This window comes from Pseudobutyrivibrio sp. AR14, assembly GCF_900101325.1.
GTDB lineage: Bacteria > Bacillota > Clostridia > Lachnospirales > Lachnospiraceae > Pseudobutyrivibrio.
On sequence record NZ_FMUY01000002.1, the window covers coordinates 50,427 to 77,360 of the forward strand.

The 26,934-nt window shown below is 39.3% G+C and carries 23 protein-coding genes and 1 other RNA gene; 21 read left to right on the top strand and 3 right to left on the bottom strand.

Annotated features, from left to right (window positions below):
* Window positions 1–4: 4 nt before the first annotated feature.
* Window positions 5–910: a carbohydrate ABC transporter permease gene (locus tag BLP50_RS01995; protein WP_090150187.1), complete on the bottom strand. Its 906-nt coding sequence runs from the start codon at window positions 908–910 to the stop codon at window positions 5–7.
* 100 nt (window positions 911–1,010) lie between these two features.
* Window positions 1,011–2,315, bottom strand: a complete 1,305-nt coding sequence (locus tag BLP50_RS02000) for an ABC transporter substrate-binding protein (RefSeq protein WP_090150190.1) — start codon at window positions 2,313–2,315, stop codon at window positions 1,011–1,013.
* 331 nt (window positions 2,316–2,646) lie between these two features.
* Between BLP50_RS02000 and BLP50_RS02005 the strand changes: the two genes are divergently transcribed.
* From BLP50_RS02005 to BLP50_RS02055, 11 genes are all read left to right on the top strand, one after another.
* Window positions 2,647–3,537, top strand: coding sequence for a helix-turn-helix domain-containing protein (locus BLP50_RS02005; RefSeq protein WP_090150192.1), 891 nt, complete (start codon window positions 2,647–2,649; stop codon window positions 3,535–3,537).
* A complete protein-coding gene (locus BLP50_RS02010; RefSeq protein ID WP_090150194.1) occupies window positions 3,530–5,083 on the top strand; it encodes a sialate O-acetylesterase in 1,554 nt (517 codons plus the stop codon). The genes BLP50_RS02005 and BLP50_RS02010 overlap by 8 nt, the downstream gene beginning before the upstream one ends.
* Before the next feature lie 82 nt (window positions 5,084–5,165).
* Window positions 5,166–6,740 carry a helicase HerA-like domain-containing protein gene (locus tag BLP50_RS02015; RefSeq protein ID WP_090150199.1) on the top strand — a complete coding sequence of 525 codons (1,575 nt, stop codon included), beginning with the start codon at window positions 5,166–5,168 and terminating at the stop codon, window positions 6,738–6,740.
* A gap of 65 nt (window positions 6,741–6,805) precedes the next feature.
* Window positions 6,806–8,062 (top strand): transglutaminase domain-containing protein, encoded by a 1,257-nt coding sequence (locus BLP50_RS02020; RefSeq protein ID WP_090150202.1) that lies wholly within the window; start codon window positions 6,806–6,808, stop codon window positions 8,060–8,062.
* Window positions 8,063–8,094: 32 nt separating this feature from the next.
* The gene (locus tag BLP50_RS02025) at window positions 8,095–8,811 is read left to right on the top strand and encodes a cysteate racemase (RefSeq protein WP_090150205.1); all 717 of its coding nucleotides are present in this window, start codon (window positions 8,095–8,097) and stop codon (window positions 8,809–8,811) included.
* A gap of 45 nt (window positions 8,812–8,856) precedes the next feature.
* Window positions 8,857–10,368 (top strand): amino acid adenylation domain-containing protein, encoded by a 1,512-nt coding sequence (locus BLP50_RS02030; protein ID WP_090150207.1) that lies wholly within the window; start codon window positions 8,857–8,859, stop codon window positions 10,366–10,368.
* A 158-nt stretch (window positions 10,369–10,526) separates the two neighbouring features.
* A complete protein-coding gene (locus BLP50_RS02035) occupies window positions 10,527–10,760 on the top strand; it encodes an acyl carrier protein (RefSeq protein ID WP_090150210.1) in 234 nt (77 codons plus the stop codon).
* Between the two features lie 123 nt (window positions 10,761–10,883).
* Window positions 10,884–12,356, top strand: coding sequence for an MBOAT family O-acyltransferase (locus BLP50_RS02040; protein WP_242869200.1), 1,473 nt, complete (start codon window positions 10,884–10,886; stop codon window positions 12,354–12,356).
* A 9-nt stretch (window positions 12,357–12,365) separates the two neighbouring features.
* The gene (locus BLP50_RS02045) at window positions 12,366–13,427 is read left to right on the top strand and encodes a hypothetical protein (RefSeq protein ID WP_090150216.1); all 1,062 of its coding nucleotides are present in this window, start codon (window positions 12,366–12,368) and stop codon (window positions 13,425–13,427) included.
* An 8-nt stretch (window positions 13,428–13,435) separates the two neighbouring features.
* The gene (gene dtd, locus BLP50_RS02050) at window positions 13,436–13,885 is read left to right on the top strand and encodes a D-aminoacyl-tRNA deacylase (protein ID WP_090150219.1); all 450 of its coding nucleotides are present in this window, start codon (window positions 13,436–13,438) and stop codon (window positions 13,883–13,885) included.
* Between the two features lie 60 nt (window positions 13,886–13,945).
* Complete coding sequence (locus BLP50_RS02055; RefSeq protein WP_090150222.1) at window positions 13,946–14,407, top strand: RpiB/LacA/LacB family sugar-phosphate isomerase; 462 nt, start codon at window positions 13,946–13,948, stop codon at window positions 14,405–14,407.
* A 56-nt stretch (window positions 14,408–14,463) separates the two neighbouring features.
* Here BLP50_RS02055 and BLP50_RS02060 read toward each other — a convergent pair whose 3' ends face one another.
* Window positions 14,464–15,837: a citrate/2-methylcitrate synthase gene (locus BLP50_RS02060; RefSeq protein ID WP_090150225.1), complete on the bottom strand. Its 1,374-nt coding sequence runs from the start codon at window positions 15,835–15,837 to the stop codon at window positions 14,464–14,466.
* Between the two features lie 382 nt (window positions 15,838–16,219).
* Here BLP50_RS02060 and pckA point away from each other — a divergent pair, with 382 nt between their 5' ends.
* From pckA to rsmH, 10 genes are all read left to right on the top strand, one after another.
* On the top strand, window positions 16,220–17,833 hold the full coding sequence (pckA, locus tag BLP50_RS02065; protein WP_090150228.1) for a phosphoenolpyruvate carboxykinase (ATP): 1,614 nt from the start codon (window positions 16,220–16,222) through the stop codon (window positions 17,831–17,833).
* A 153-nt stretch (window positions 17,834–17,986) separates the two neighbouring features.
* A non-coding RNA gene (ssrS, locus tag BLP50_RS02070) (6S RNA) lies at window positions 17,987–18,167 on the top strand.
* Between the two features lie 291 nt (window positions 18,168–18,458).
* A complete protein-coding gene (locus BLP50_RS02075) occupies window positions 18,459–19,328 on the top strand; it encodes a YihY/virulence factor BrkB family protein (protein ID WP_090150232.1) in 870 nt (289 codons plus the stop codon).
* Window positions 19,329–19,354: 26 nt separating this feature from the next.
* A complete protein-coding gene (gene queA, locus BLP50_RS02080; protein ID WP_090150235.1) occupies window positions 19,355–20,389 on the top strand; it encodes a tRNA preQ1(34) S-adenosylmethionine ribosyltransferase-isomerase QueA in 1,035 nt (344 codons plus the stop codon).
* A 133-nt stretch (window positions 20,390–20,522) separates the two neighbouring features.
* On the top strand, window positions 20,523–21,578 hold the full coding sequence (gene pheS, locus BLP50_RS02085) for a phenylalanine--tRNA ligase subunit alpha (RefSeq protein WP_176753655.1): 1,056 nt from the start codon (window positions 20,523–20,525) through the stop codon (window positions 21,576–21,578).
* A gap of 15 nt (window positions 21,579–21,593) precedes the next feature.
* Window positions 21,594–23,954: a phenylalanine--tRNA ligase subunit beta gene (gene pheT, locus BLP50_RS02090; RefSeq protein WP_090150239.1), complete on the top strand. Its 2,361-nt coding sequence runs from the start codon at window positions 21,594–21,596 to the stop codon at window positions 23,952–23,954.
* Between the two features lie 29 nt (window positions 23,955–23,983).
* Window positions 23,984–24,331, top strand: a complete 348-nt coding sequence (locus tag BLP50_RS02095) for a PilZ domain-containing protein (protein ID WP_090150242.1) — start codon at window positions 23,984–23,986, stop codon at window positions 24,329–24,331.
* Window positions 24,332–24,354: 23 nt separating this feature from the next.
* Entirely contained in the window at window positions 24,355–25,284 is a 930-nt protein-coding gene (gene lgt / locus BLP50_RS02100) for a prolipoprotein diacylglyceryl transferase (RefSeq protein ID WP_090150244.1), read from the top strand.
* 248 nt (window positions 25,285–25,532) lie between these two features.
* Window positions 25,533–25,964, top strand: coding sequence for a division/cell wall cluster transcriptional repressor MraZ (gene mraZ / locus BLP50_RS02105; protein WP_090150247.1), 432 nt, complete (start codon window positions 25,533–25,535; stop codon window positions 25,962–25,964).
* Entirely contained in the window at window positions 25,965–26,906 is a 942-nt protein-coding gene (gene rsmH, locus BLP50_RS02110; protein WP_090150250.1) for a 16S rRNA (cytosine(1402)-N(4))-methyltransferase RsmH, read from the top strand.
* Window positions 26,907–26,934 lie beyond the last annotated feature (28 nt).

The following is a 26,934-nucleotide window of genomic DNA, read 5'->3' on the forward strand; positions in this document are numbered from 1 at the left end:
CTCCTTACATTTCGTATTGCTCTGTCTTTACTACCTTGTTGATGAATGCTGTTACAAGGAGGCAAAGAATTAATAATACGACACCGATTGCACTTGCATAGCCATATTTGCTATACTTGAAACCTTGCTGATAAAGATGAGTTGCAAGGACTTCAGTTCTGTGGTTTGGTCCACCTTCTGTCATGTTGAATACCAAATCAAAGAACTTTAAAGAACCGATAGCATTAAGTGACATTGCAGTTGCTACCATAGGACGGATAAGTGGAAGAGTGATGTATCTAAAACTCTTAGCCTTGCTACATCCGTCAATGTAACTTGCTTCGTAAAGTGATTTGCTGATACCAGAAATCTGAGCCATGTAAAGCATCATAGACTGACCAACATACTGCCATAAGGCAACGAATGCGATTACCCACATTGGAAGAACAATGAAACCTTTAGTATCCATTAACCATAAAGGTCCATTTTTAACGAAGTCTTGTACGCCAAGTGTCTCAATAAGCTTGTTGATACCAAACTTTGGACTGAAAATGAACATCCATAAGAGACCTAAAGCAGCAGAAGAAAGAACGCATGGTAAGTAAATAATATTCTTAAACAAGTTTCTTCCTTTATCTATATTTGTAAGAAGGCCTGCAAGGAACAAGCCCATAATAAGCTGAGTTACACATGAAAATACTAAAAAGAAAAATGAATTTTTTAAAGCAATCCAAAATGTATCATCCTTTAACAAGTCTGCATAGTTTTTTAAACCTATGAACTTTGGACCAGTAATAGATGTAGCCTTGTATTCACAGAGTGAATAGTAGATAGACTGACAAATTGGAACAAAAAGTATAAGAGTAAATAATAATAAACCAGGTGCCATAAAGACGATTATGGCCTTTTTATTTCTAAGTAATTTATCCATAACACTACTTTCCTTAAAACTAATTAATAGGGGTTTTGAAAAATATAGGGGCGCCGGCGAAAGCGCCCCCTATCACTAAAGAATAGATGAGAAAGAGATACTATCTGCAGTTTTCGTTGTAATATTCTTCCATGTCTTTAGCTGCTTCAGCAGGAGTTGTATCTCCAAGGAATACTGAAACCATTAAGTCATCGAAGTGAGCGCCTGTCTCAGTTGTAGGCATTGACTCATTGTAGAAACCGAATGTACCCTTTGCATTTGCAAATACATCCATTACGTATGAAAGCTGTGCAGGTGCCTTAGCAGCATCGTACTCAACACTTGTTACAGGAATCTTTCCACCAACTTCTGCTGTGTACTTCTGAGCTGTGTCATCTGTGAAGTACTTAAGAAGTGCGATACAAGCCTCTGGGCACTTTGTATCCTTGCTTACGCAAAGTGAATCAGACTTAGCAATGAGTCTCTGGCAACCAGGGAACTGGAATACACCACACTTAGACTCGAAGTCTGGGTTCTCACCGTTGATCTGACCAATTGCCCATGAACCCTGGATAAGGATAGCAGCTTCTTCGTTGTAGAAGTTTGCTGTAGCAACGTCATTTGTATCACCCTGAGCTGTTGGCTGGAAGTACTTAGAAAGCTTTAAGAGGTTCTCACAAGCCTTCTCAAGCTTGCCATCTTCCCATGAAGCTGAACCATCTGCAAGTGCTGCAAGGTCTACGCCTTCTTCTTCACAAAGGTAACCAGCTACCATAGATAAGCACCATGATGTACCAGCTGAGATTGTGATTGGTGTATAACCCTTAGCTTCAAGCTTATCGCAAGCATCAAGTAACTCGTCGAAGTTTGTAGGAACTGTAGCGCCAGCATCCTCGAACATCTCTGTGTTGTAGAAGCAGCAAGCAGCAGCTGTGTTAAGTGGGATAGCATATACTGATCCGTCATATGTCTGCTGTGTGAATACTGCATCGCTTGTGAATGTGTTCTTCCATCCATCAGTAGCAAGTGCATCATCAAGGTTCATGCAAAGACCATCTGCTGGAGCAACTCCATCAGGAATTACATAATCTGAAAGCTGTGGTCCTGGGCTACAGATGAATACGTCTGGTGCGTTACCACCCTGAATCTCTGCGTTAAGCTTTGTGTAATACTCTTCAAGGTTTGTTGTAACTACGTTAACGTGATACTGACCTTCGTAGTCTTTGTTGAATCTTTCGATTGTCTCCTTGTATCCGAGAGAAATCAAATCTTGTGTTGCATCAAGATCATCCCAGAACATCCAAGTGATTTCCTGAACACCATCAGCTGTTGTTCCTGATCCTGATCCGTTGCTTCCGCCGCAACCTGTTAATAATGAAGCGGCCATGAAAGCAGATAACGTAGTAGCTAAAATCTTTCTTTTCATATTACCTTCTCCTCCAAAGTATTTTTGTTTTTGTGCTCGATTACCCTTTCCCTTGAGCACGTTGTATCTTATGTTTTAAATTTAGCACACAGTTTAATCACAATCTTTAGAATTGTTGTTTCTTGATTATCAATTATTGCTATTGTTTATAACCCAACCATAGTGGGATTGTTTAATATTTCTAAATAATATGGTCTAAAAATAGCGATAATTACTAAAATCAAACGATTTAGTTTTAATTTTTCGAAAAATAGGCTTGATTTTTTCGTCAATTAGAGCAAAAATTATGACTAGTGATTATTGCTAATTATTGCTCGAAAGGGGGAGTAAAATGATTGAATCCTTAGATGGAATTTTTGAAACCGTCAATTATAAGCAAAGCACCACTTTGAAGCTTTATGATAATACAGAGTTTGAAGACTATCCTATGCATTGGCATCCAGCTATCGAAATAATAATGCCAACTGAGAATGGATATAAGCTTACTTTTTCTAATTCAGAAGCAAAGCTAAGAGAGGGAGACATCTGTGTGGTATGTCCTGGATGTGTTCATTCTATAGAAGCACCTGAGACTGGAAGAAGAGTAATTTTTCAGCCAAGCACAGATATCTTAAGGTCTATGAGAGATATTGAAACTCTTATTTCATTTATGTCGCCATACACGGTTATTACACCAGAAGAATATCCAGATATATATGGAAGACTAAAAACTCTCTTAACTGATATTAGAGATGAATATATGGCAGGTATGCCTTTTGCAGAGGTAAATATATATAGTAAGCTTCTGGAAATGTTTGTGCTGATTGGACAGAGATTTTCTATCAATAACAATGAGCACAAGGATGATTCATACGGCGTCAAAGGCGAGTATGCATTTGTATTTATGGATATTTGCGATTACATTAATTCACATTGTTCTGAGGACTTAAAACTAGATGATATTGCTGATATGAGTGGCTTTAGCAAATATTATTTTGAGAGGTTGTTTAAGCAATTCGCTGGAACGAGCTTCTATAAATATGTTAATCAAAAAAGAATTGCTAAGGCACAAGAGCTTTTAATTGAGCCAGGAAATTCCGTTACTGATGTGGCTCTTAATTGCGGTTTTACATCTATATCATCTTTTATAAGAATGTTTAAATTACAGAAGGGGTGCACACCTACTGAGTTTAAAAATATGTATTGGGGTATAAGAAGGGGAGCACAGAATAATAATGATTAGATTTTCAGTTGCAGAAATTTTTGGAAATGGAATGGTTTTGCAGCGCAATAAACCAATCCATATCTTTGGCCAGGCTGAAGAGGGGGATCGAGTTAGAGTTAGTATTTATGATTATCATGGAAGATTGATAGATGAAATCAATTCTGTAAGTGATCGATTGGAAAAATGGCAGGTTACCCTCGCTTCAATGGAAGCCTCTAAGGATAACAAAATTGTAGTTGAAAATACTAGCAGTCAGGAAAAAATAGTTATTAGCAATGTTAGTGTTGGAGAAGTTTGGTTGGCTGGAGGTCAGTCTAACATGGAATTCTTCAACAAGTACGACAAAGATTGGGAGAGAACAAAAAATCTTCCTAAAAATGATTCAATCCATTTTTACAATGTGCCACAGCGAGCCTTTGAGGGGCATGTGACACACAATGGAGAAGGCAGAGATGGATACGGCAAATGGCTTAATGACAAGGATCAGGGCTATGAAAATTTTTCTGCTCCAGCCTACAGTTTTGCCAGAAGAATACAAGAAAAGCTCCAAGTTCCTGTTGGAATTATTGGATGCAACTGGGGTGGCACAACAGCGGTTGCCTGGGTACCAGAAAATGTGCTTCAGACCAAGGAACTTAAATACTATCTAGACGAATATGAAGAGGCATTAAAGGCATACAGCAAAAAGGAAATGAAGACAATAAGCCTACTTGCCTGGGAAAAGATAGACACACCTTCTGATTACAAGATATTTGAGCCATTGCTTTATGGCCTCGATAGAGAAGAGCAGCTTGAATACATGGAGAAAAATGGGGATGGTCCTGTTGTTCCTCTTGGACCATACAATGAAAATCGTCCAGCTGGTCTCTATGAAACTATGCTTCAAAAGGTGATTCCATACACAATAGCCGGAGCTCTTTGGTATCAGGGTGAATCTGACAGTGGAGACCGTGCCAAAACCTATGACCTGCTTTTGAGCAGTCTTATTACGGCTTGGCGCAAGGCCTGGGACGATGAATTTCCATTTATCCTAGTTCAGTTAGCACCCTTCGGCGAATGGCTAGCGTGCACAAATGATGACTACTCTCTTGTTCGCCAAAAACAGCAGCATGTAGCAGATACAGTAGAAAATGTATATATGACAAGCATAATGGATATAGGAAGCTACTATGATATTCATCCAAAGGAAAAGATGGAAGTAGGCCGAAGACTTGCACTTTTAGCGCTCAGTCACGTATACAATATGATTCCTGCAGAGCAGGCTGAGAATCCTAGGTTTGAAAAAGGCAACGTAAGTGGAAATACCATTACATTGACCTTTAAAAATGCCGAAAACTTAAGCGTTTTTGACAAAAGCGATATAGCAATCTCAATTGATGACGAAAATACTATTCCTGAAGAAGTGACCGCTGAGAACAATACCGTCACCCTCACTACTACTAAGGAAATTTCGCCTGATGCGAAAGTGATTGTCTCATTTGGATGGGCTGACTACGCCGTAATCAACATCAAAAATGAACAAGGCCTTCCTATAGCACCATTTAAGACTACTCTTTGCAACTAGGGCCACCTATTGAGTGTTGATGGACAATTCGCATATTTGCTATAATGGTTAGTATCTAGTTGAGGAGAACGGGAGGGTTATTATGATTAGAGATGGTAAAATCTGGATGGCGAATAACGAAAAAGGCGAGCCTGTTTATTTGTTGCCAAAGATGGCTAATAGACATGGGCTTATTGCAGGTGCCACAGGAACAGGAAAGACAATCACTTTAAAGGTTATGGCTGAGAGCTTTTCGGATATGGGAGTGCCTGTATTTTTAGCCGATGTTAAGGGCGATATTGCAGGTATGCTTTGTCCTGGAGTGGATAGCGAAAATATGCAAAATCGCATCAAGAAATTTGGCCTTGATGAATTTGGATTTAACTACCACAATTACCCAACAACACTTTGGGATGTGTTCGGTAAAAATGGTATTCAGCTTAGGACTACTATTACTGAGATGGGGCCTACACTTTTGGCTCGTATTCTAGATTTGAATGATACTCAGACTGATATCCTTACAATTGTTTATAAGATTGCAGATGATAATAATTTGGCTCTTATTGATACAAAGGATTTGAAGTCTATGCTTAATTATGTCTCTGAGAATAACGGAGAGTTTGCTGCTGAGTATGGCAATATTAATAAGCAAAGTATCGGTGCTATTATGCGTGCCCTTGTATCTCTTGAGCTTGCTGGGGGAGAGACTTTCTTTGGTGAGCCAGCTATTGATATAAGAGATTGGTTCTCAACAGGAGAGCAGGGCAGAGGAATGATTCATATTCTCGATAGCCAGAGCCTTATTAATAATGGAACACTTTATTCTATGTTCCTCCTATATATGTTGTCTGAGCTCTTTGAGATAATGCCTGAGGTTGGCGATCTTGAAAAGCCAAAGATGGTATTCTTCTTTGATGAGGCTCATCTATTGTTTAAGGATACACCTAAGCATTTGCTTGAAAAGATTGAGCAGGTGGTTAAGCTTATCCGTTCAAAGGGTATCGGCGTTTATTTTGTTACACAAAATCCTAGAGATATTCCAGATGGCGTTTTGGCTCAGCTTGGAAATAAAGTTCAGCACGCCCTTCATGCATATTCTCCGGCAGAGCAAAAGGCAGTTAAGGCTGCAGCTGATTCCTTTAGAGAGAATCCTGCATTTAAGACAGCTGATGTGATAGAAGAGCTTGGTACAGGCGAGGCTGTAGTGTCATTTTTAATGGAGGATGGTACACCAAGTATTGTTGAAAAGGTTGCTATTCTTCCTCCGCAGTCACTTATGGGTGGCATCGATGATTCTGTGAGAGATTCGTCTATAAAGGGAAGCATTCTTTATACTAAATATGCTAATGCCGTGGACCCTGAGTCTGCTTATGAGCTTCTTCTTAGAATGGGAGTAGAAAAGGCAAAAGCTGAGGCTGAGGCCAAGGAAGCTGCAGAGGCTGCTAAGCTAGAGGCTAAGGAGCAGGCTGCGAAAGAGAAGGCCGAGCAGCGTGAGAAGGAAAAAGAGGCTAACAGAAAGAGACGTGCGGCTAAATCAGTTGGAACTACTGTAGCGGGTACTGTTGGTCGTGAGGTTGGCAAGACTTTCGGCAAGAAATTTGGCAAGTTTGGTCAGACTCTTGGAGGCAATACAGGAGCCCAGCTTTTTAGAGGTTTACTTAATACACTTCTCAAGTAATTTGACTATAAGTCCCATGATTGTTAAAATGGACTGCGAGTATTAACTCGGGAGAATTATTTGTCATGGGAAATAGACGTAGAACTAATCGACATAGAAGAAGATATAGAAGAAGAAAAAATACCTATAGGCTTTTCGTGCCCTTCGCAGTACTTCTCGTAGTGTGCTTGGGCGTGGGGGCCTATTTTTATTACAATTATAAGTCTAGGGTATATGAAAAGTGCGTAGTTGAGCTTGGAACAGAGGTGAAGGCTACAGACTTTTTAAAGGACCCTGAGAAGTCAGCTGAATTTACAGACGACACCGTATTTTCCACAGATAAAGCGGGAACATATTCAGTAAGAATCAAATCAGATCATTTTACCTATAAATGTGAACTTGAGGTGACTGATACGGTGGCACCTACTCTTACTACTAAGGACTTGACCCGTACAAAAGAGGAGGCCCCATCGGCATCGGATTTTGTGGATGATGTGTTTGACCTTTCAGGAGATGTTAATATCTATTACGGTCAGGCTGTAGATGTGGACAGCTACGGAACAAAGAACGTAACTATTGTTGCAGAGGATTCTTCTGGCAATCGCACTGAGGCTGATGCTGTGCTTAACATAGTTGAGGAGTATGATATCGAGCCACCTGTAATAGAAGGCCAGCTTGATAAAATAGTATATGTTGGCGATGGAGTCAGCTTTAAAAATGGAATAGTTGTTAAAGATAATGTAGATACAGATATTCAGGTTGAGGTAGATAGCAGTCAGGTAGATGTTTATACACCAGGTGAATATACAGTTATCTATACTGCAACCGATTCCATGGGTAATGTTGATTTGGCTGAGGGCGTAATCACAGTAATAGAGCAGATTTATTCAGAAGAAGAGGTATATGCTCTTGCCGATGAGGTCCTTAATGAGATTATCGATGATAGCATGTCTGACTATGATAAGGCTCATGCGATTTACGTTTGGGTGCAGGGCAATATTGGATACAGTGAGAGCGATGACAGCGGAGATTGGCTAAAGGGCGCATATGATGGTCTGAAGAATCGTCATGGTGACTGCTACAATTTCTTTGCTGTCAGCAAGGTGCTGCTTACTAGAGCGGGAATTAAGAATGCAGACATTGAGATTATTCCGACTGCAACGCGTCATCATTATTGGAATGTGGTAGATTGCGGCGAAGGATGGCGTCATTTTGATACTACTCCTAGAACGGATAAATCTTTTAAGGGATTTTATATTACAGATGAGGAATTGATGGCTTATTCAGAACAGCACTATCGTTCTCATAATTATGATAGAGAAAGATTTCCATACTTTAATTAGTCCATGCCTTGGATGTTTACGGGTTTAATGATATGAAAAAATTAGGAATTATAGGCGGCCTTGGGCCAATGGCTACTGCATATTTTATGCAACGTATAATTGAGCTTACTGATGCCGCAAGCGATCAAGAAAATATTGAGATGGTGGTATATAACTGTCCATCTATTCCAGATAGAACAGGATATATTCTTGGCAGAAACAAGGAGAATCCCCTTCCAAAGATTCTGGAATTAGCCCATGAGTTAGAGAGGCAGAATGTGGATTACATTGCAATTCCATGTATCACTGCCCATTATTTCCACCCAGATATTGCAAAGGCAGTTTTTGTTCCGGTGGGAAATGGAATAAAAGAAACTGCTGAATATCTGGTTTCAGCTGGGGTCAAAAAGGTAGGTATCATGGCTACCGATGGCACTGTGCAGATGCATCTTTTTGATTCTGTGTTCAAGGATTTTGATATACAGTGTGTTTACCCTGATGTAGAATGTCAAAAGCTGGTTATGAGCATTATCTATGATGATGTTAAGGCTGGTCGCAAGGTAAATATGGAAGAGTTTTACACAGTTAAGGAGCAGCTGTTTGAGGCTGGCGCTGAGGTTATAATTCTTGGTTGCACTGAGCTTTCTATATTAAAGAGAGATTATGAGGTAGGGCCTAGAGTTCTTGATATAATTGATGTACTTGCAGCGGATTGTGTAAATAAATGTGCTGTGGCAAGGCCAGAATGTCAGAGCCTTATTACTAAATAAGCTTATTTTTTGGGCATAGCCCTATTTATATATGAGGTGATTTAAATGCAAAACAATGTACTAGATTATCTGAACGACAGCTTAAAAAGAGTTCCAGATAAAATCGCATATGCGGATGATGAGGTAGAGCTTTCATTTGCAGATGTAAAAAGAATTATGGATTCTGTGGGAACAGGATTGTTAAATAAGGGTTGCAGCAGAGAGCCTGTAATCGTATTTATGAAGAAAAGTCCAAATACAATTGCTACATTTTTTGGAGTAATAAATGCGGGCTGTTACTACGTTCCAATTGATAGCGAGATGCCAGCTACTAGAATTAATCTGATTTTAGATAATTGTAAGCCAAAGGTTATTATCTGCGATGATAGCACAGTAGAGATTGCAAAGGGATTTGATTATCAGGCGGATATTGTTTTATTCTCTGAGATTAGCCAGACTGCAGCAGATGATGAGGCTTTAGCACTTGTTAGGAAAAAGGCAATAGATACTGACCCTATTTATATTGTATTTACATCAGGTTCTACTGGCGTACCAAAGGGTGTGTGTGCATGCCACCGCTCAGTTATTGATTACATTGAACAATTGTCTGAGACACTTGGATTTAATGAAGATACTATATTTGGTAACCAGACACCACTTTATTTTGACGCTTGCTTAAAAGAGCTTTATCCAACACTTAAATTTGGTGCTACCACATACTTGATTCCACATTCATATTTTATGTTCCCAATCAAGTTGGTGGAATATATTAATGAACATAATATCAATACAGTATGTTGGGTTGTATCAGCACTTACAATGATTAGCGCTTTCGCTACATTTGATACAGTGGTACCACATACACTTAGGACAATAGCATTCGGTAGTGAGGTCTTTCCTATCAAGCAGTTTAGACTTTGGAGAGCTGCAGTGCCTGAGGCTAAGTTCTTTAATCTCTACGGCCCTACAGAGGGTACAGGAATGTGCTGCTACTTCCCTGTAGATAGAGATTTTGCAGATGATGAGGTTATCCCTGTAGGATTTCCATTTAAGAACACTGAGATTCTTTTGCTTAAGGATGACAATACACTTGCCGCTGAAGGTGAGGAAGGTGAGATTTGCATTAGAGGAACTTCTGTTACACTTGGTTATTACAACAACCCTGAAAAGACAAGTGAGTCGTATGTACAGAATCCTTTAAATAAAAATTATCCTGAGATTATTTATAGAACAGGAGACATAGGACATCTCAATGAGAGAGGAGAACTTATTTTCCATTCTCGTAAGGATTTCCAGATTAAGCACATGGGACACAGAATTGAGCTTGGAGAAATAGAAGCCAATGTAAATCTTGTTCCAGAGATTAAGCTTTCTGGTTGTATTTATGCTAAGGAGCAGGGCAAAATTGTTCTCTATTATGTAGGTGACATTACAGAGGGAGACTTAATCAAGGCCTTAAAGACAAAGCTTCCACGCTATATGCTTCCTAACAAGGTAAACCGCCTAGAAGAGATGCCATTTACAGCCAACGGAAAAATCGACCGCGTACGCTTGACCCAAATGTACGAAAACCGTTAGTCCGCTGGTTACGCCTACAAGCCTTAGAGTCTCTCCGCTCATCTATAACACGATTCGCTAAAGAGACCTAAGAGCTTGATGTCTACCAGCTCAATTAATACAGCTAATTTACAAAAAAACTTTGGAAAGCTATACCGTATACGAAGGAGGATAATACGATGAATGAATTATTAGAGATTTTAGGGGATTTACATCCCGAGGTGGATTTTACAACAGCTACAAATTTAGTAGACGGAGGAATCCTTGATTCCTTTGATATCGTGTCTCTTATCTCAGAGATTAATGAGGAGTTTGATGTAACAATTGGTGCAGCAGAGCTTACTCCAGAGAATTTTAATTCTGCAGAGGCAATTTACGAACTCATCAAGACAAAGTTAGACGACGAGGATTAATAGATGTTATTTACAAGCTATGAATTCTTAGGATTTCTGCTAGTAGTTTTTGTAATGTATTACTTATTGCCAGGAAGGGCCCAGTGGTCCTTCCTGCTTATTGCGAGTTATGCATTCTATTTTATGGCAGATCCTAGGTATCTTATTTTTATAATGATTACTACTGCAAGTACCTTCCTTGCGGCAAAGTCCATTTCTGATCACAAAGCATCTTTTGATGTTTGGTTCAAGGAACATAAAAAGGAAATGGAAAAGGAAGAGAAAAAGGCTGCAAAAGCCAAGGAACATTCCCTTGAGAAAAAGATTTTCCTTTGCTGCCTTTTGTTCAACCTAGGTATTCTTGCAGTTACAAAATACACCAATTTTACTATTTTAAATATCAATTCACTGCTTAGTGCTTTTGGCAGGGCGGATGGGCTTTCCTTTGTGAATTTGGTTATTCCAATGGGTATATCCTTCTACACGTTCCAGTCTATGGGATATTTGATTGACGTTTATAATGGCAAATTCGAGGCTCAGAAGAATCCTTTGAAGTTTGCCCTTTTCGTATCATTCTTCCCTCAGCTTGTACAGGGACCTATCAGTAGATATGCTGATTTAAGCCAGACTCTATATGAGGAGCATAGATTTGATTGGAAGACTGTTTCGTTTGGTTTAGAGCGAATTCTTTGGGGCTTTTTCAAGAAGCTTGTTATTGCAGATAGAATTCTAGTACCTGTAAAGGCGATTATTGCCGATACTGATGCTTACTCAGGATTTTATGTTTTTGCGGGAGCTATGTTCTATGCCTTAGAGTTATACTGTGATTTCACTGGTGGAATCGACATCACCATTGGTGTGGCTGAGACTATGGGAATCAAAGTTACTGAAAACTTTATTCGTCCATACTTCTCAAAGAACATCAAAGAATATTGGAATCGCTGGCATATTACAATGGGTACATGGTTTACGGATTATATTTTCTATCCGATTTCAGCCAGCCAGTTTATGATGAAGCTTTCTAAGAAATCAAGAGCTCGTCTTGGAAACAATCTAGGTAAGAGAGTTCCTGTATATCTTTCAAGTTTTATCGTATGGTTTACAACAGGTATCTGGCACGGAGCTAGCTGGAACTTTATTGTATGGGGACTTGGCAACTTTGTAGTTATCATGATTTCTCAGGAGCTTGAGCCATTCTATAGATGGTTCCACAGCAAGGTAAATGTGGCAGGTACATTTGGCTGGAGATTATTCCAGGTTATTCGAACTGTACTTATTATGTCATCACTTCGTATGTTTGACTGTTATAGAGATGTGCCTCTCACAATTAAAATGTTTGGTAGCATCTTTACAGATACACATTTATGGCAGTTTAATCCGGAAGCATTTGTTGCAATGGGACTTACTATCGATGATTACATTGTAGTTTTTGTTGGACTAATTGTTCTTGTGACAGTCAGCCTCCTTCAGAGAAGTGGCTCTGTACGAGAGAAGATTGCCGCTACGGCTGGGCCAGTTAGATTCATTATTTGGTATGTTCTTTTCATGGCTACATTGATTTTCGGAGCTTACGGAATTGGTTATTCTGCAAGCCAGTTTATATATAATCAGTTTTAGAGGTGTTTGATGAAAAAATTATTGGCAATAGTTCTTACTATCGTAATTACGATATCTGGACTATGGTTTGCAACTAGATTATTTATGCCAAAATACATGCATGGTATTTTGGAAGGAGCCATGATTGGTGAATACTACGATGATCCAACAGACCACAATGTCGTTTTCATCGGAGATTGTGAGTTATACGAGAATATTTCACCAGTTTACCTATGGGAGAATTTTGGAATTAATTCGTATATACGTGGTAGTGCACAGCAGTTAATATGGCAGTCATATTATTTGGCAGAGGAGACAGTAGAGAGAGAACATCCTGATGTGATAGTCTTCAACGTCCTTTCTATGAAATACAATACTCCTCAGAATGAAGCCTACAACAGAATGACTTTAGATGGTATGAAGTGGAGCAGTAGCAAGGTTGATTCCATAAAAGCTTCTATGACTGAGGAAGAGAGTATGATTGAGTACATGTTCCCTCTTCTTAGATATCACAGCCGCTGGAGTGATTTAAATGCGGATGATTTTAAGTATCTTTTCCACAGAGACAAGGTTACATTTAATGGCTACTATATGCGTGTGGATGAGAAGCCTGCAGATGATAACATTCCAAAGGGAAGACCTATAATCGATTATCAATTTGGTGATACTGCATACCAGTATTTAGACAAGTTGACAAAACTTTGCAAGGACAATGATATTGAACTGATTCTTGTGAAGGCTCCAAGTCTTTTCCCATACTGGTATCCACAGTGGGATAAGCAGATAGAAGACTATGCAGCTGCAAATGACTTGACTTACTTTAATTTCCTTGATTATCAAGATAGTATTGGACTTGACTGGGACAAGGATACTTATGATGGAGGACTTCATTTGAATCTTTCGGGTGCAGAAAAGCTATCTGAGTACTTTGGTCAAATCCTTTCTAATGATTTCAATGTCCCTGACCGTAGAGGCGAGGAGGATCTTGAGAAATATTGGGATGGTGTAATTGAAAGATATGATGCGGAAATTCAGCGTCAGACTACTAATTTAGAAAAGTATGGTTCAGTACATGGACCAGATGGAGAGTAGGAATACCCATGAAATTTGTAATTCAAAGAGTAAATGAAGCATCTGTAAAGGTGGATGGCAACATAATTGGTCAGATTAATAAGGGCTTTTTAGTGCTTATTGGCGTAGGTCAGGATGATACAAAAGAAATCGCCGACAAGATGGTAAAAAAGCTATTGGGACTTCGTATATTCGATGATGAGAATGACAAGATTAATCTTTCTCTTACAGATGTTGGCGGTGAATTGTTGTTGATTTCCCAGTTTACTCTTTATGCAAATTGTAAGAAGGGATATCGTCCATCTTTTATAGAGGCAGGTGCCCCTGATATGGCAAATGACATGTATGAATACATTATTTCTCAGTGTCGTGCTGCAGGCTTTCATGTGGAGACAGGAGAGTTTGGAGCAGACATGAAGGTATCCCTTCAGAATGATGGACCATTTACCATTGTGTTGGATTCCAAGGAAATCTGCTAGGGGATTAATGATATGAATTCGTAAAAACGAATGGATGATTGAAAACAGGAGGTAAAGAGTATGATAATTGCGATGGCAAATGACCACGCTGGTACACAAATGAAAGAGGAGATTAAGGCTTATCTTATCAAAGAAGGATACCAAGTAGAGGACTTTGGAACCTATGATGAGAATAGCTGTGATTTATCTGATTTTGTTTATCCTGCAGCTCTTGCAGTAGCAAAGGGTGAATGCGATAGAGGAATATTCTGCGATGGGGTAGGCTATGGAAGCGCATTAATTGCAAATAAGATTAATGGTTGCTACGCAGCGGTATGTCAGGATCCTCTTTGTGCAACACTTGCTAGAGAACATACAGATTCCAATATCCTTTGCCTTGGAGCAAAAATTATTGGAGGTCTTATGGCTATGGAAGTGGTAAAGACATGGCTTAAGACAGAACCACTTATGGAAGAAAAATATCGTCGCCGTGTTCAGAAGGTTTGCGACATCAATGATAAGCACTGTGTGCCTATTGTATAATGATAAAGTAATAACAAAAGAGACATCCTAAAAGGATGTCTCTTTTTTATTATTCTTTAATCTACAATTCTGTCTTCGATTGGGATGTACTTCTTGTGCTGACATACTGTCATGTATGCTGGACGCATGATTTTGCCCTTGTGGCAGATTTCTTCCATGCGGTGAGCACTCCAACCTGCGATACGTGCAATGGCAAAGATAGGAGTAAATAATTCTCCAGGAATGCCAAGCATTTGATAAACAAATCCTGAGTAAAAGTCTACGTTTGGTGAAACACCCTTGTAGATTTTTCTCTCTTCAGCGATGATCTTTGGAGCAAGCTTAGCAACTAGCTCGTATAGATTGTATTCCTTTTCCATGCCCTTTTCCTTAGCAAGATCCTCTACGAAAGAGTGGAATGTAAGAGCACGAGGATCGGATACTGAATAAATAGCGTGGCCCATACCATAGATAAGACCGGCATTGTCAAATGCCTCGCCGTGGAGGAGAGCACGAAGATAAGCTGAAACTTCTTCCTCGTCTTCCCAATCCTTAAGGTGGGCTTTCATGTCCTCAAACATCTTGACAACTTTTATATTGGCACCGCCGTGCTTAGGTCCCTTGAGGGAACCAAGTGCTGCAGCGATAGCAGCGTATGTGTCTGTACCTGATGATGAAACAAGGTGAGTAGTGAATGTAGAGTTGTTACCGCCACCGTGCTCCATATGTAAAATCAATGCCACATCAAGGAGCTTAGCCTCAAGTGGAGTGAATTTGCTGTCTGGTCGTAAGCAGTGCAAAATATTCTCTGCTGTAGAATAATCAGGTCTTGGCTGATGGATAATCAGCGAGTTCTCATTGTAGTAGTAATCGTATGCTGCGTAGCTATAAACTGAAAGCAGTGGGAAATTAGCAATCAGCTGTAAGCACTGTCTAAGTACATTTGGCTCAGATGTGTCATCAGCATAGTCATCGTATGAGTAAAGTGCAAGAACTGATCTAGCAAGTGAGTTCATCATATCCTGAGATGGACTCTTCATAATCATATCGCGAACAAAATTTGGTGGTAAAGATCGATAGCTTGCAAGTATGTCTTTGAACTCCTCTAATTGATCGACAGTAGGAAGGTTACCAAAAAGTAAAAGGTAAGCACATTCCTCGAATCCGAAGTGCTGCTCCTTTGGAAGATTCTTAACTAGGTCTCGTACATTGTAGCCGCGATAGAAGAGCTGACCATCACAAGGAACTTCTTTTCCATCTACGAATTTCTTTGAGTTAACTTCAGATATCTCAGTGATACCAACCAGAACACCCTTACCATTTAGATCACGAAGACCTCTTTTTACATCGTAAGTAGTGTAAAGCTCTGGATCTATATATGATGATTTCTTGGAGAGCTCAGCAAGCTTTTCCAATTCAGGAGTAATCTCGCTATAATTTTCAATTACCATTAAAACATTGTCCTCCTTCAAGTGGTTATTGCAATTAAACATTATAAAGTCTAAGTATAATTGTTTTACACTTTAGCGTGCTAAATTGCAATTTAATGTATAGTAACATAAATATATGTAATTATACAAGTAAAATTGTGCCATTTTTAAGTGGAGGATTGCAAGTTATTTGGGCAAATTTTAGAAAAAGTTTATACTTGGCAATTTGCTCAAAAAAGGCCACTAAAATTGTACGAATAGGAAAACAATTTTTCGTTGATTTCGTTGACAATAAAATAACGAATATATAAAATGTTATTTAGCGAAAATTAGTTTATAGCCCCTTGTTACATGGGGTTAGCTACTAAAATTAAATAAATTTAGAAAAGTGAGGTAAGACAAGATGGCTAATGTTGATTTAACAAAGTATGGCATCACAGGAACAACTAACATCATCCACAATCCTTCTTACGAGGAACTCTACAAGGCAGAGCTCGACGCTAAGAACGAGGGGTATGAGGTTGGTCAGGAGACAGAACTTGGCGCTGTTAACGTAATGACAGGTATCTATACAGGACGTTCTCCTAAAGATAAGTACATCGTTATGGATGAGAATTCTAAGGATACTGTATGGTGGACAACAGAGGGATATCCAAACGATAACCATCCAATGTCTGAGGATGTTTGGGCTAAGGTTAAGGAACTTGCTAAGAAGGAGCTTTCAAACAAGGACCTTTATGTAGTAGATCTTTTCTGCGGTGCTAACAAAGATACACGTATGGCAGTTCGTTTCATCGTTGAGGTTGCTTGGCAGGCTCACTTTGTTGAGAATATGTTTATTAAGCCTTCAGCAGAAGAGCTTGCAAACTTCGAGCCAGATTTCGTAGTTTACAATGCATCTAAGGCTAAGGTTGAGAACTACAAGGAGCTCGGACTTAACTCTGAGACATGTGTAGCTTTCAATATTACATCTCGTGAGCAGGTTATCATTAACACATGGTACGGCGGAGAGATGAAGAAGGGTATGTTCTCTATGATGAACTACTTCCTTCCACTTAAGGGTATGGCTTCAATGCACTGCTCAGCTAACTGCGATATGGATGGAAAGCATACAGCTATCTTCTTCGGTCTTTCTGGTACAGGTAAGACTACACTTTCTACAGATCCTAAGCGTCGTCTTATCGGTGATGATGAGCACGGCTGGGATGATAACGGCGTATTCAACTTCGAAGGTGGTTGCTACGCAAAGGTTATCGGTCTTGATAAGGAATCTGAGCCAGATATCTACAACGCAATCAGAAGAGATGCTCTTCTTGAGAACGTAACAGTTGATGGCGCTGGTAAGATTGACTTTGATGATAAGAGCGTTACAGAGAACACTCGTGTATCTTACCCAATCAATCACATTAACAACATTGCAGCTGAGGTAAATGGTGTTTCAGCAGGTCCAGATGCAGAGAATGTTATCTTCCTTTCAGCAGATGCATTCGGAGTACTTCCTCCAGTATCTATCCTTACACCAGAGCAGACAAAGTACTACTTCCTTTCAGGATTTACTGCTAAGCTTGCTGGTACAGAGAGAGGTATCACAGAGCCTACTCCTACATTCTCAGCTTGCTTCGGTCAGGCATTCCTTGAGCTTCACCCAACAAAGTATGCTGAGGAGCTCGTTAAGAAGATGGAGAAGTCTGGTGCAAAGGCTTACCTTGTTAATACAGGTTGGAACGGAACAGGAAAGAGAATCACAATTAAGGATACAAGAGGTATCATCGATGCTATCCTTTCTGGTGACATCAAGAATGCTCCTACAAAGACAATTCCAATGTTCAACTTCGAAGTTCCTACAGAGCTTCCAGGTGTAGATCCTAAGATTCTTGATCCTAGAGATACATACGCTAACGCTTCTGAGTGGGAAGAGAAGGCAAAGGATCTTGCTGCTAGATTCAACAAGAACTTTGTTAAGTACACATCTAACGAGGCTGGTAAGGCACTTGTTTCTGCAGGTCCACAACTCTAAAATAGTGTAATTATTACCCATCTTGTGACTAAAGTTACAAGATGGGTTTTTAATTGTAATACTATACTTAAGCATAACAATGTTGAAAAAATGTTCTTTATTTAAACACATTTATGGTGTAATATAATTTCAGGTACAAGATACCGACTTTTTCCTAACCTGGGATGTACGATTTAACTTATCCTTTTTGAACCTACATTTACTTTAAACGGAATGCCTATATTTCTAGTTGGCTGTCAGGCCTCCTTTGCAGTGGAAGACAAAAGATTAGTTGCGGCGATCCACCTAGCTAGAGCTAGGAGTCAATTGATAGGCCCGGCATTTTGGGTTAGGTTTTATTATTCAAAGTAGTAAAAAGTAAGGGTTATCTATTTTCCAAATTTATTTGGGAGATAGATAGCCCTTATTTTTTACTAACTTAGATAAGTTCTGCCCATTCCATGAGTAACGGCTACGTTACGAATGGAATGGGCAGACTTTGAATAATAAAACCACGAATGGGTTGGGCGATTTTGAATAATAAAAAACATGAATAATAAAACCATGAACATGAATAATAAAAAATCTAACTCTTTAATATACTCGCTGATTTTGGTAGAATCTGAGATTGAGGAGATTATTATTTATGTGGACTTTTTTAGGTTACGGTAAAACATATCTTGATAAGTGTGGAAGAGATAACATTGGTGCTTATGCGGCTCAGACTGCATATTTTATGATTATGTCATCTATTCCTTTTATGATGCTCTTGGTATATATAGCAGGATTTGTCCCTCCTATTAAGGAGTACATGAATGAGCTTGTTTATAATGTGCTGCCAGATTCTATTGAGCCATATATGCTTAGAGTCTATGCCATGATTACACAGGCATCTGTTGGAATGATTTCTATTGCTGTTGTTATGGCTATTTGGGCTTCTGGTAAGGCTTTTCAGAATCTTATGGTAGGTCTTAATCAGGTTAATAAAATCGAGGAGACCCGCAACTGGTTAGGTCGTAGATTTAGAGCGATTATTTATACTATGATTATTCTCAGCGTTATTGTAGTAATCATGTTTATGATGGTCTTTACTCAGCAGCTTCAATATTATGCTAAGAATTATTATGGCTTTCTTGCTTATGTGGTTGGTATAAGACCGCTGTTTAGAGGTGTATTTGTATTTGTTTTCTTGGTTATTGTATTTACATTTTTGTTTACAGTGCTACCTAATAAGCATCTGTCATTTTTTAGTCAGTTGCCAGGTGGATTCATCTGTGCGGTAAGCTGGTACGTATTTAGCTTACTTTTGGCTGGATGGGTGAGAGTGTTCAACAACTTTTCTATGTATGGAGCACTGGCTACCATGATGTTGTTTATGTTCTGGCTATATTTCTGTATGTACTTTATGCTGATGGCGGCGGAGGCCAATGTTTTCTTTTCTGATGCCTTTGGTTTGGCATGGGAAAAGCACAAGAAGAACCTGAGCATGAAGCGTCGTGCAAAGTGGAAAAATTAAACCTATTGTGATAGAATGTGTGGGTTATGTTAGTAAAAGATTTTGATTATGAACTTCCTGAGGAACTTATCGCTCAGGATCCTTTGGAAAAAAGAAGCAATTCAAGATTAATGGTCTTGGATAAAAATACGGGAGAGATTTCTCATCGTCATTTCTATGATATCAAGGAATATCTTAAGCCAGGTGATTGCCTGGTTATCAATAATACTCGAGTTATTCCAGCAAGATTATACGGAGCTAGAGTTGGTTCTGGTGGAAAGGTAGAGATTCTTCTTTTAAAGAGAATCAGTGATAATAGATGGGAGTGCTTGGTTAAGCCTGGTAAAAAGGCTAGACCGGGTATGGAGATTTCTTTTGGAGACGGTCTTTTGATTGGAAAGATTGTAGATATCGTTGACGAGGGGAATCGTATCATTGAGTTTAGCTATGACGGCATCTTTGAGGAGATACTTGATAAGCTCGGTGAGATGCCATTGCCACCATATATTACACATAAGCTTAAGGACCGAGATAGATATCAGACTGTATATGCTAAATACGATGGTTCGGCAGCTGCTCCTACAGCAGGCCTTCATTTTACACCAGAGCTTTTGGATGAAGTGAGAGCTATGGGTGTTAAGATTGCAGAGGTAACACTTCATGTGGGGCTTGGCACATTTAGACCTGTTAAGGAAGAAGAAGTTCTAGACCATCACATGCATTCTGAGTACTATGAGCTTACACAGGAGGCATGTGACATCATCAACGAGACTAGGGCAAATGGCGGTCGAGTTATTTCTGTTGGTACTACAAGTACTCGTACTTTGGAGTCGGCAGCAGAGGCTGGCAAGCCACTTTCACCAACGAGCGGATGGACCCAGATATTTATTTATCCAGGTTATGAGTTCAAGGTGATTGATGGACTTATTACCAATTTCCATTTACCACAGTCTACACTTATTATGCTTGTGTCGGCTTTGGCAGGAAGAGAGCATGTTCTTGCAGCTTATAATGAGGCTGTTAAGGAAAGATACAGATTCTTCTCCTTTGGAGATGCTATGCTTATTGCAGATTTAAAATAAGTCCTTTATATATAGCTGTCGTTTTAATTGGCAGATGGCTGTTAAGTGTTGTTTTTACAATACTTAACTGATAAAATTTTAATTTAGTTGAGTAGGTTATTAAGCCTTAATATATGATTTTAGGGAGGAAGCTATGATAGACATCATATCTGAATTGAGCACCAAGTTTGAGACTGAGCTTTCGAATATCAAGAATTCTGAAGAACTTGAGAATATTCGTGTTTCATATCTGGGCAAAAAGGGTAGCGTTACAGCTGCCATGAAGGAAATGGGCAAGCTCTCTGTAGAGGAGAAAAAAGAGTTTGGCCAGAAGATTAACATTCTTAAAAATTCTGTTGCAGACAAAATTGCTGCTAAAAAAGAAGAGTTAGCTGCGCTTGAGCTTCAGCGCGAGATTGACAAGGTTCCTGAGTTTGATATTTCCCTTCCAGAGCAGTTTGATCAGGGAAGCTATCACCCAATTACACTTGTTCAGCGTCAGTGCGAGACAATCTTTAAGTCTATGGGATTTACAGTTGAGGACTATAGCGAGGTTGTTACTGATTATGAGTGCTTTGAGTCAGTAAATATCCCTAAATATCACCCTGCAAGAGATATGCAGGATACATATTATCTTGAGAATGGTCAGCTTCTTAAGTCACAGACTACTGCGGCTCAGAATGCTATCTATAAAAAGTATCGCAAGCAGCTTATTGAAGATGGCACACCAATCAAGGCTATCTTCCCTGGACGTTGCTTTAGAAACGAGGCTACTGATGCATGCCATGAGAACACTTTCTTCCAGATGGAAGGTGTTATGGTTGGTAAGGATATTTCTATTTCCAACCTTATCTACTTTATGAAGACTATGCTTTCAGAAGTATTTAGACGTGATATTAAGGTACGTCTTCGTCCTGGTTTCTTCCCATTTGTGGAGCCTGGTTTCGAGCTTGATATCAACTGCCTTAACTGCGGTGGTAAGGGATGCCCTTCATGCAAGCATTCTGGATGGCTTGAGCTTTGCCCATGCGGTATGGTTCATCCAAAGGTTTTAGAAGAGGGCGGAATTGATCCTGAGAAATATACAGGCTTTGCCTTTGGTCTTGGTCTTACAAGACTTGCAATGATGAAATATGGTATTAAAGACATTCGTGATCTGAACAGCGGTAATCTTAACAGCTTAGCTCAGTTCACAGATGATGAGCAGTAAGGGAGGGCTAGATAGATGTTTATTTCAATGAATTGGATCTCTGATTTTGTTGACCTTAGTGGTCTTGACAAGATGGACCTTATTGCTAAGTTTTCTCTTTCAACAGCAGAGGTTGAGAATGATATTTTCCATAAGGGTGAGGATTTATCAGGTGTTGTAGTTGCTGAGATTAAATCAGTAGAAGAGCACCCAGAATCAAAAAAGCTTCACCTTCTTAAGGTAGATGCCGGCGATGGCAAGCTTACAGACGTTGTCTGCGGAGCACCTAATGTCCGCGTTGGCATGAAGACAGCATTTGCTAAGGTAGGTGCACAGATTGGAGATATTACTATTGCTCCAAGACCACTTGCAGGCTTTGATTCATTTGGTATGTGCTGCTCAGAAAAGGAGATTGGTATCTCTGACAATAATGACGGTATCATGGATATTCTAGAGGATGTGGCAAATGGTACAGACATTAAGGATTTATATGAAATCGATGATATTATCTTCGAAGTAGATAATAAGTCACTTACAAATAGACCAGATCTCTGGGGACATTACGGAATAGCAAGAGAGTTTGCTACAATCGCAAAGCGTCCTCTCAAGGAGCTTCCTACAATTGATTTGAGCCAGTATGACAATCTTGAAAAGATTGATCTTAAGATCGAGGATGAGCTCTGCCAGAGATATTCTTCAATCAAGGTAGAGAATGTTGAGAAGAATGTTGCCCCTATGAATATGCGTATTCGTCTCTACTATTGTGGTATGAGAGGAATCAACCTTCTTACAGACCTTACAAACTATCTTATGCTTGAGATGGGTCAGCCAATGCATGCCTTTGATTCACGCAAGGTTGGTAAGATTCGTATCAAGAGATTTGATAAGCCATTTACATTCACAACACTTGATGGTGTTGAGAGAAATATAGATGAGAACACTCTTATGATTTGCAACGACAACACACCGGTTGCTATTGCAGGTATTATGGGCGGTCTTGATTCTGAAATCGTGGATGACACTACTACACTTACTCTTGAGTCAGCTACATTTAACGCTGCTTCTATTAGAAAGAGTGCAGTTCGTCTTGCTCATCGTACAGATGCATCTGCTCGTTATGAGAAGAGTCTTGATCCTGAGATGACAACTGTTGCTATTGCTCGTTTCATGAAGCTTCTTCTTGAGATTGATCCAGGCGTAAAAGTTGTTTCAGCTCTTACAGATGAGTACGCATTCCACTATCCAAAGGTTGCACTTGATTTCGACAAGGCATTTGTTGATAAGTACACAGGTATCCAGATTACAAATGAGCATATCGTAGATACACTTACAGCTTTAGGATTTGGAGTGACACAGGATGGAGATAATTTCCATGTAGATGTTCCTTCATATCGTGCTACAAAGGATATTAGCTTAAAGGCTGATATCATTGAGGAAATCACACGTATTTACGGATACGACAATTTTGAGCTTTCTACAACTACAGCTCCTCTTTATCCAGTTCGTATGGCTGAGGACAAGAATGTAGAAGATAGAATCAAAGATATTCTTGTAAAGAGATTCAGAATACATGAGGTTCACTCTTATGTATGGCAGTACGCTGATGAGTACAAGAAGCTTGGTATGGAAGTAGAGGACAATATCAAACTTGCCAACTCTACTAACCCTAATATTGAGACTCTTAGAAACTCAATTATTCCTACACAGCTTTGCCAGGTTAATTACAACACAGGCTATGCTACTGACTTCGGTATATTCGAGGTTGGTCATGTAGTTGAGGGAATTAAAGCTGACGGTCTTTGCGATGAGAAGAAAAAGCTTTGTATTACACTTTTCTCTAAGACAAAGTCTCTTGAGACTCTTTACTTAGAGCTTAGAGATATGATTGCTGAGGTGGTTGATGATATTAGACATAAGCCACTTGCTTACAAGAAGCTTGAGGCTAAGCACTCATATGAGCATCCAAAGAATCTTAACGCTATTGTTTTAGATGAGACAGTGATTGGTAAGCTTGGGGTGGCACATCCACTTGTTTCTAAAAAAATCGATAAAAAGGCTTCTATCGTATTTGCTGAAATTGATATCGAAAGCCTTGCAAACATTGTAGCTGAGCCAATTAAGTATGTTGAGCCTTCAAAATATCCATCAATTGAAGTGGATTTATCATTTGTAGCAGAGAAATTTTCTGAAATAAATGATACAATAAAGGAGAGTGCTGAATCTATTCTTAGAAAAGTTGGCGTTGCCGATATATATAATGATGGAAACAGCAAGTCAATAACAGTAAGACTTCTATTCGGTGATGACGAGCGTACTCTTACTCACGAGGAAGTTCAGACTGTAGTTGATAAAATTATTGAAAAGCTTAAGAATAAGGGTATAAATCTTAAGGCTTAATTACAATTATTTGTATTGGGAGGCGGAGCATGGAAGAGAAGAGAAAAAATAAGCGTCTGGATATTGATGTAAAGGTTGAAATCGAACGTATCGATGAGGCCAATATCACAACTGTAAAGTACATGGAGGTTGAGGTTACTAATATATCTAAGACAGGATTGGCTTTTAGAGTACCAGATGTTGAGTTTGAAGTTGGGGCATGTTTTGATGCTAGAATTCAAATTTGGACCAAAGAGACAATCGACACAATCTTCAAGGTCGTTCGTGTGAACAAGCTTGAGAATGATGTTTATGAATACGGATGTATTTTCGTAGGCATGACTGACACAGACGCATTAAAAATCGAGATCTATCAGCTCTTTAATGATGTAGAGTAGTTGTAATGAGGGAGAGTAGTTAAGTGGATACTAGTATTATTTTCCCACATCTTCATATCACATTGAATAACGTTGAAAAAGGATTCCATATTGGATCCTTTTTCATTGCTTTTTACGGAGTAATTATTGCAATTGGTATGCTTGTGGGCGTTTCATTTATATTAAAAGAAGCTAAGCGTGTTGGATTTGATGAGGATGGCTTTTTAGACATTTGCATTATCACAATTATAGTTGGCGTAATTGGCGCTAGATTGTATTATGTGATTTTTGCATGGGATTACTACAAGGCTAACCCTTTGAGTGCTTTTAATATCAGGCAGGGAGGACTTGCTATTTACGGCGGCATTCTTGCGGGTATTGCCAGCGTAATGGTTCTTTGCAAGTTAAAAAAGCTTAAGTTCCTAGCTGTAGCAGACGTTGCAATATTTGGCGTGATTATTGGCCAGATATGTGGTCGCTGGGGTAATTTCTTTAATAGAGAGGCTTTTGGAGCCTATACAGATGGACCTTTTGCAATGTTGCTTCCACTTAATGCTATTCGTTCTTTGGATGATACTACAGCAGAGATGATGGAGCATATCACTTCCATTAACGGAGTGGATTTTATTTCTGTTCATCCTACCTTTTTATATGAGTCACTATGGAATTTGGGACTTTTAATATTCCTTCTATTCCTTAGAAAGAAAAAGAAGTTTGATGGTCAGATATTTATTTTGTATTTGATTATTTACGGCGCAGGACGTTTCTGGATTGAGGGACTTAGAACAGACCAGCTTAAGCTTTGGGCTACGGGGCTTCCAGTTTCACAGCTCTTGGCTGGATTATTAGTTGTTTTAGGCACAGCTCTTTATGTGTATTTTATTAAGAGTGGAGCAGAGGTTTCAACGGTGAATCATGAGGGAGCTAAAACTGAAAAAATAGACCAAGAGACAGAAAAAGAACAAGAAAATTAACAATAAATTGTATTTTTTTAAATACAATCCAAGACATCGGTTATTCCGATGTCTTTTTTTGTGTCCTTTTTTAAGTTCCACCACTATATTTTGGGGAATGCCCACCACTTGCCTCCACAGGCAAAAAACATTGATTTTTCACGGGTTTAGGGGTTGTCATCAGCAGCAAAAAGGTTTAAAATGTAGTTAAAAGTGGAGGAAAGTGGTAGAAAAGTGTCACAAAGTGGTGGAAAGGAGGAGTGAGTCTCATGTTCATGGGAGAATACAGTCACAATTTAGACGCGAAGAATCGTCTTATTATGCCTGCTAAGTTTCGTGAGCAGTTAGGAGAGCACTTCGTAGCCACTAAGGGACTTGATGGATGCCTTTTCGTTTATCCACTTAGTGAATGGCAGACTATCGAGGAGAAATTCAGAGAGATACCACTTACCACAAAGGACGCTAGAAAGTTCTCACGTTTCTTCTTTGCAGGAGCTGCAGAATGTGACATCGATAAGCAGGGCAGAGTTCTTATTCCTGGAAACTTAAAAGAGTATGCAGGGATAGATAAGGAAGTTGTTTCTGTAGGTGTTCTCAATCGAATTGAGATTTGGTCTAAGGAAAGATGGACCACAGAGGGCACTTATGATGACATGGATGAGATAGCCGAGCACATGGCTGAGTTAGGTTTAGGAATTTAAATGGAGTTTAATCATTATTCAGTTCTCTTAAATGAGACAATCGACAATCTGAATATTAAACCTGATGGCATATATGTAGATGGTACGTTGGGAGGCGGTGGTCATTCATATGAGATTGCCAGCCGACTTACCACAGGCCACCTATATGGATTTGATCAGGACACTGACGCATTAAAGGCCGCAGGAGAGCGACTAGCACCTTTTGGCGATACCGTCACAGAGATTCATAGCAATTATGAATTCATGAAAGAGCGCTTAGCTGAGCTTGGTGTTAGCAAGGTGGATGGAATAATGCTTGACCTTGGGGTATCTAGTTTCCAGCTTGACGAGGCGGAGCGAGGTTTTACATACAGAGTCGATGATGCTCCACTTGATATGAGAATGGACAAGGACAATCCAAAGACAGCAGCTGATATAGTTAACAACTATTCCCCAGAGGATTTGGTAAGAGTCCTTTATACATACGGAGAAGAAAAGTTTTCCAAGCAGATTGTTAAAAATATTGTTAAGGAAAGACAGAAGGCTCCAATCCTTACAGCAGGACAGCTTAACAAGATAATAGCAGATAGCATTCCTAAGAAAGCTCAGGTAGGGCAGGGACATCCTTCCAAGAGAACCTATCAGGCACTTAGAATTGAGCTCAATCGAGAACTTACAGTTCTTGAGGATCATATAGATGACATGATTGATTTGTTAAATCCAGGCGGCAGGTTATGTATTATCACCTTCCATTCACTGGAGGACAGAATCACAAAGGTAGCATTTAAAAGAAATGAAGACCCATGTACATGCCCAAAGAATTTTCCGGTATGTGTATGTGGAAAGAAATCAAAAGGCAAGGTAATTACTAGAAAGCCAATCTTGCCAAGTGAAGAAGAACTTGCAGTGAATTCACGATCAAAGAGTGCAAAGCTCAGAGTATTTGAGCGAGGAACACTTTAAAAGCAATTCTTCTAGGGACTAGTTTTGG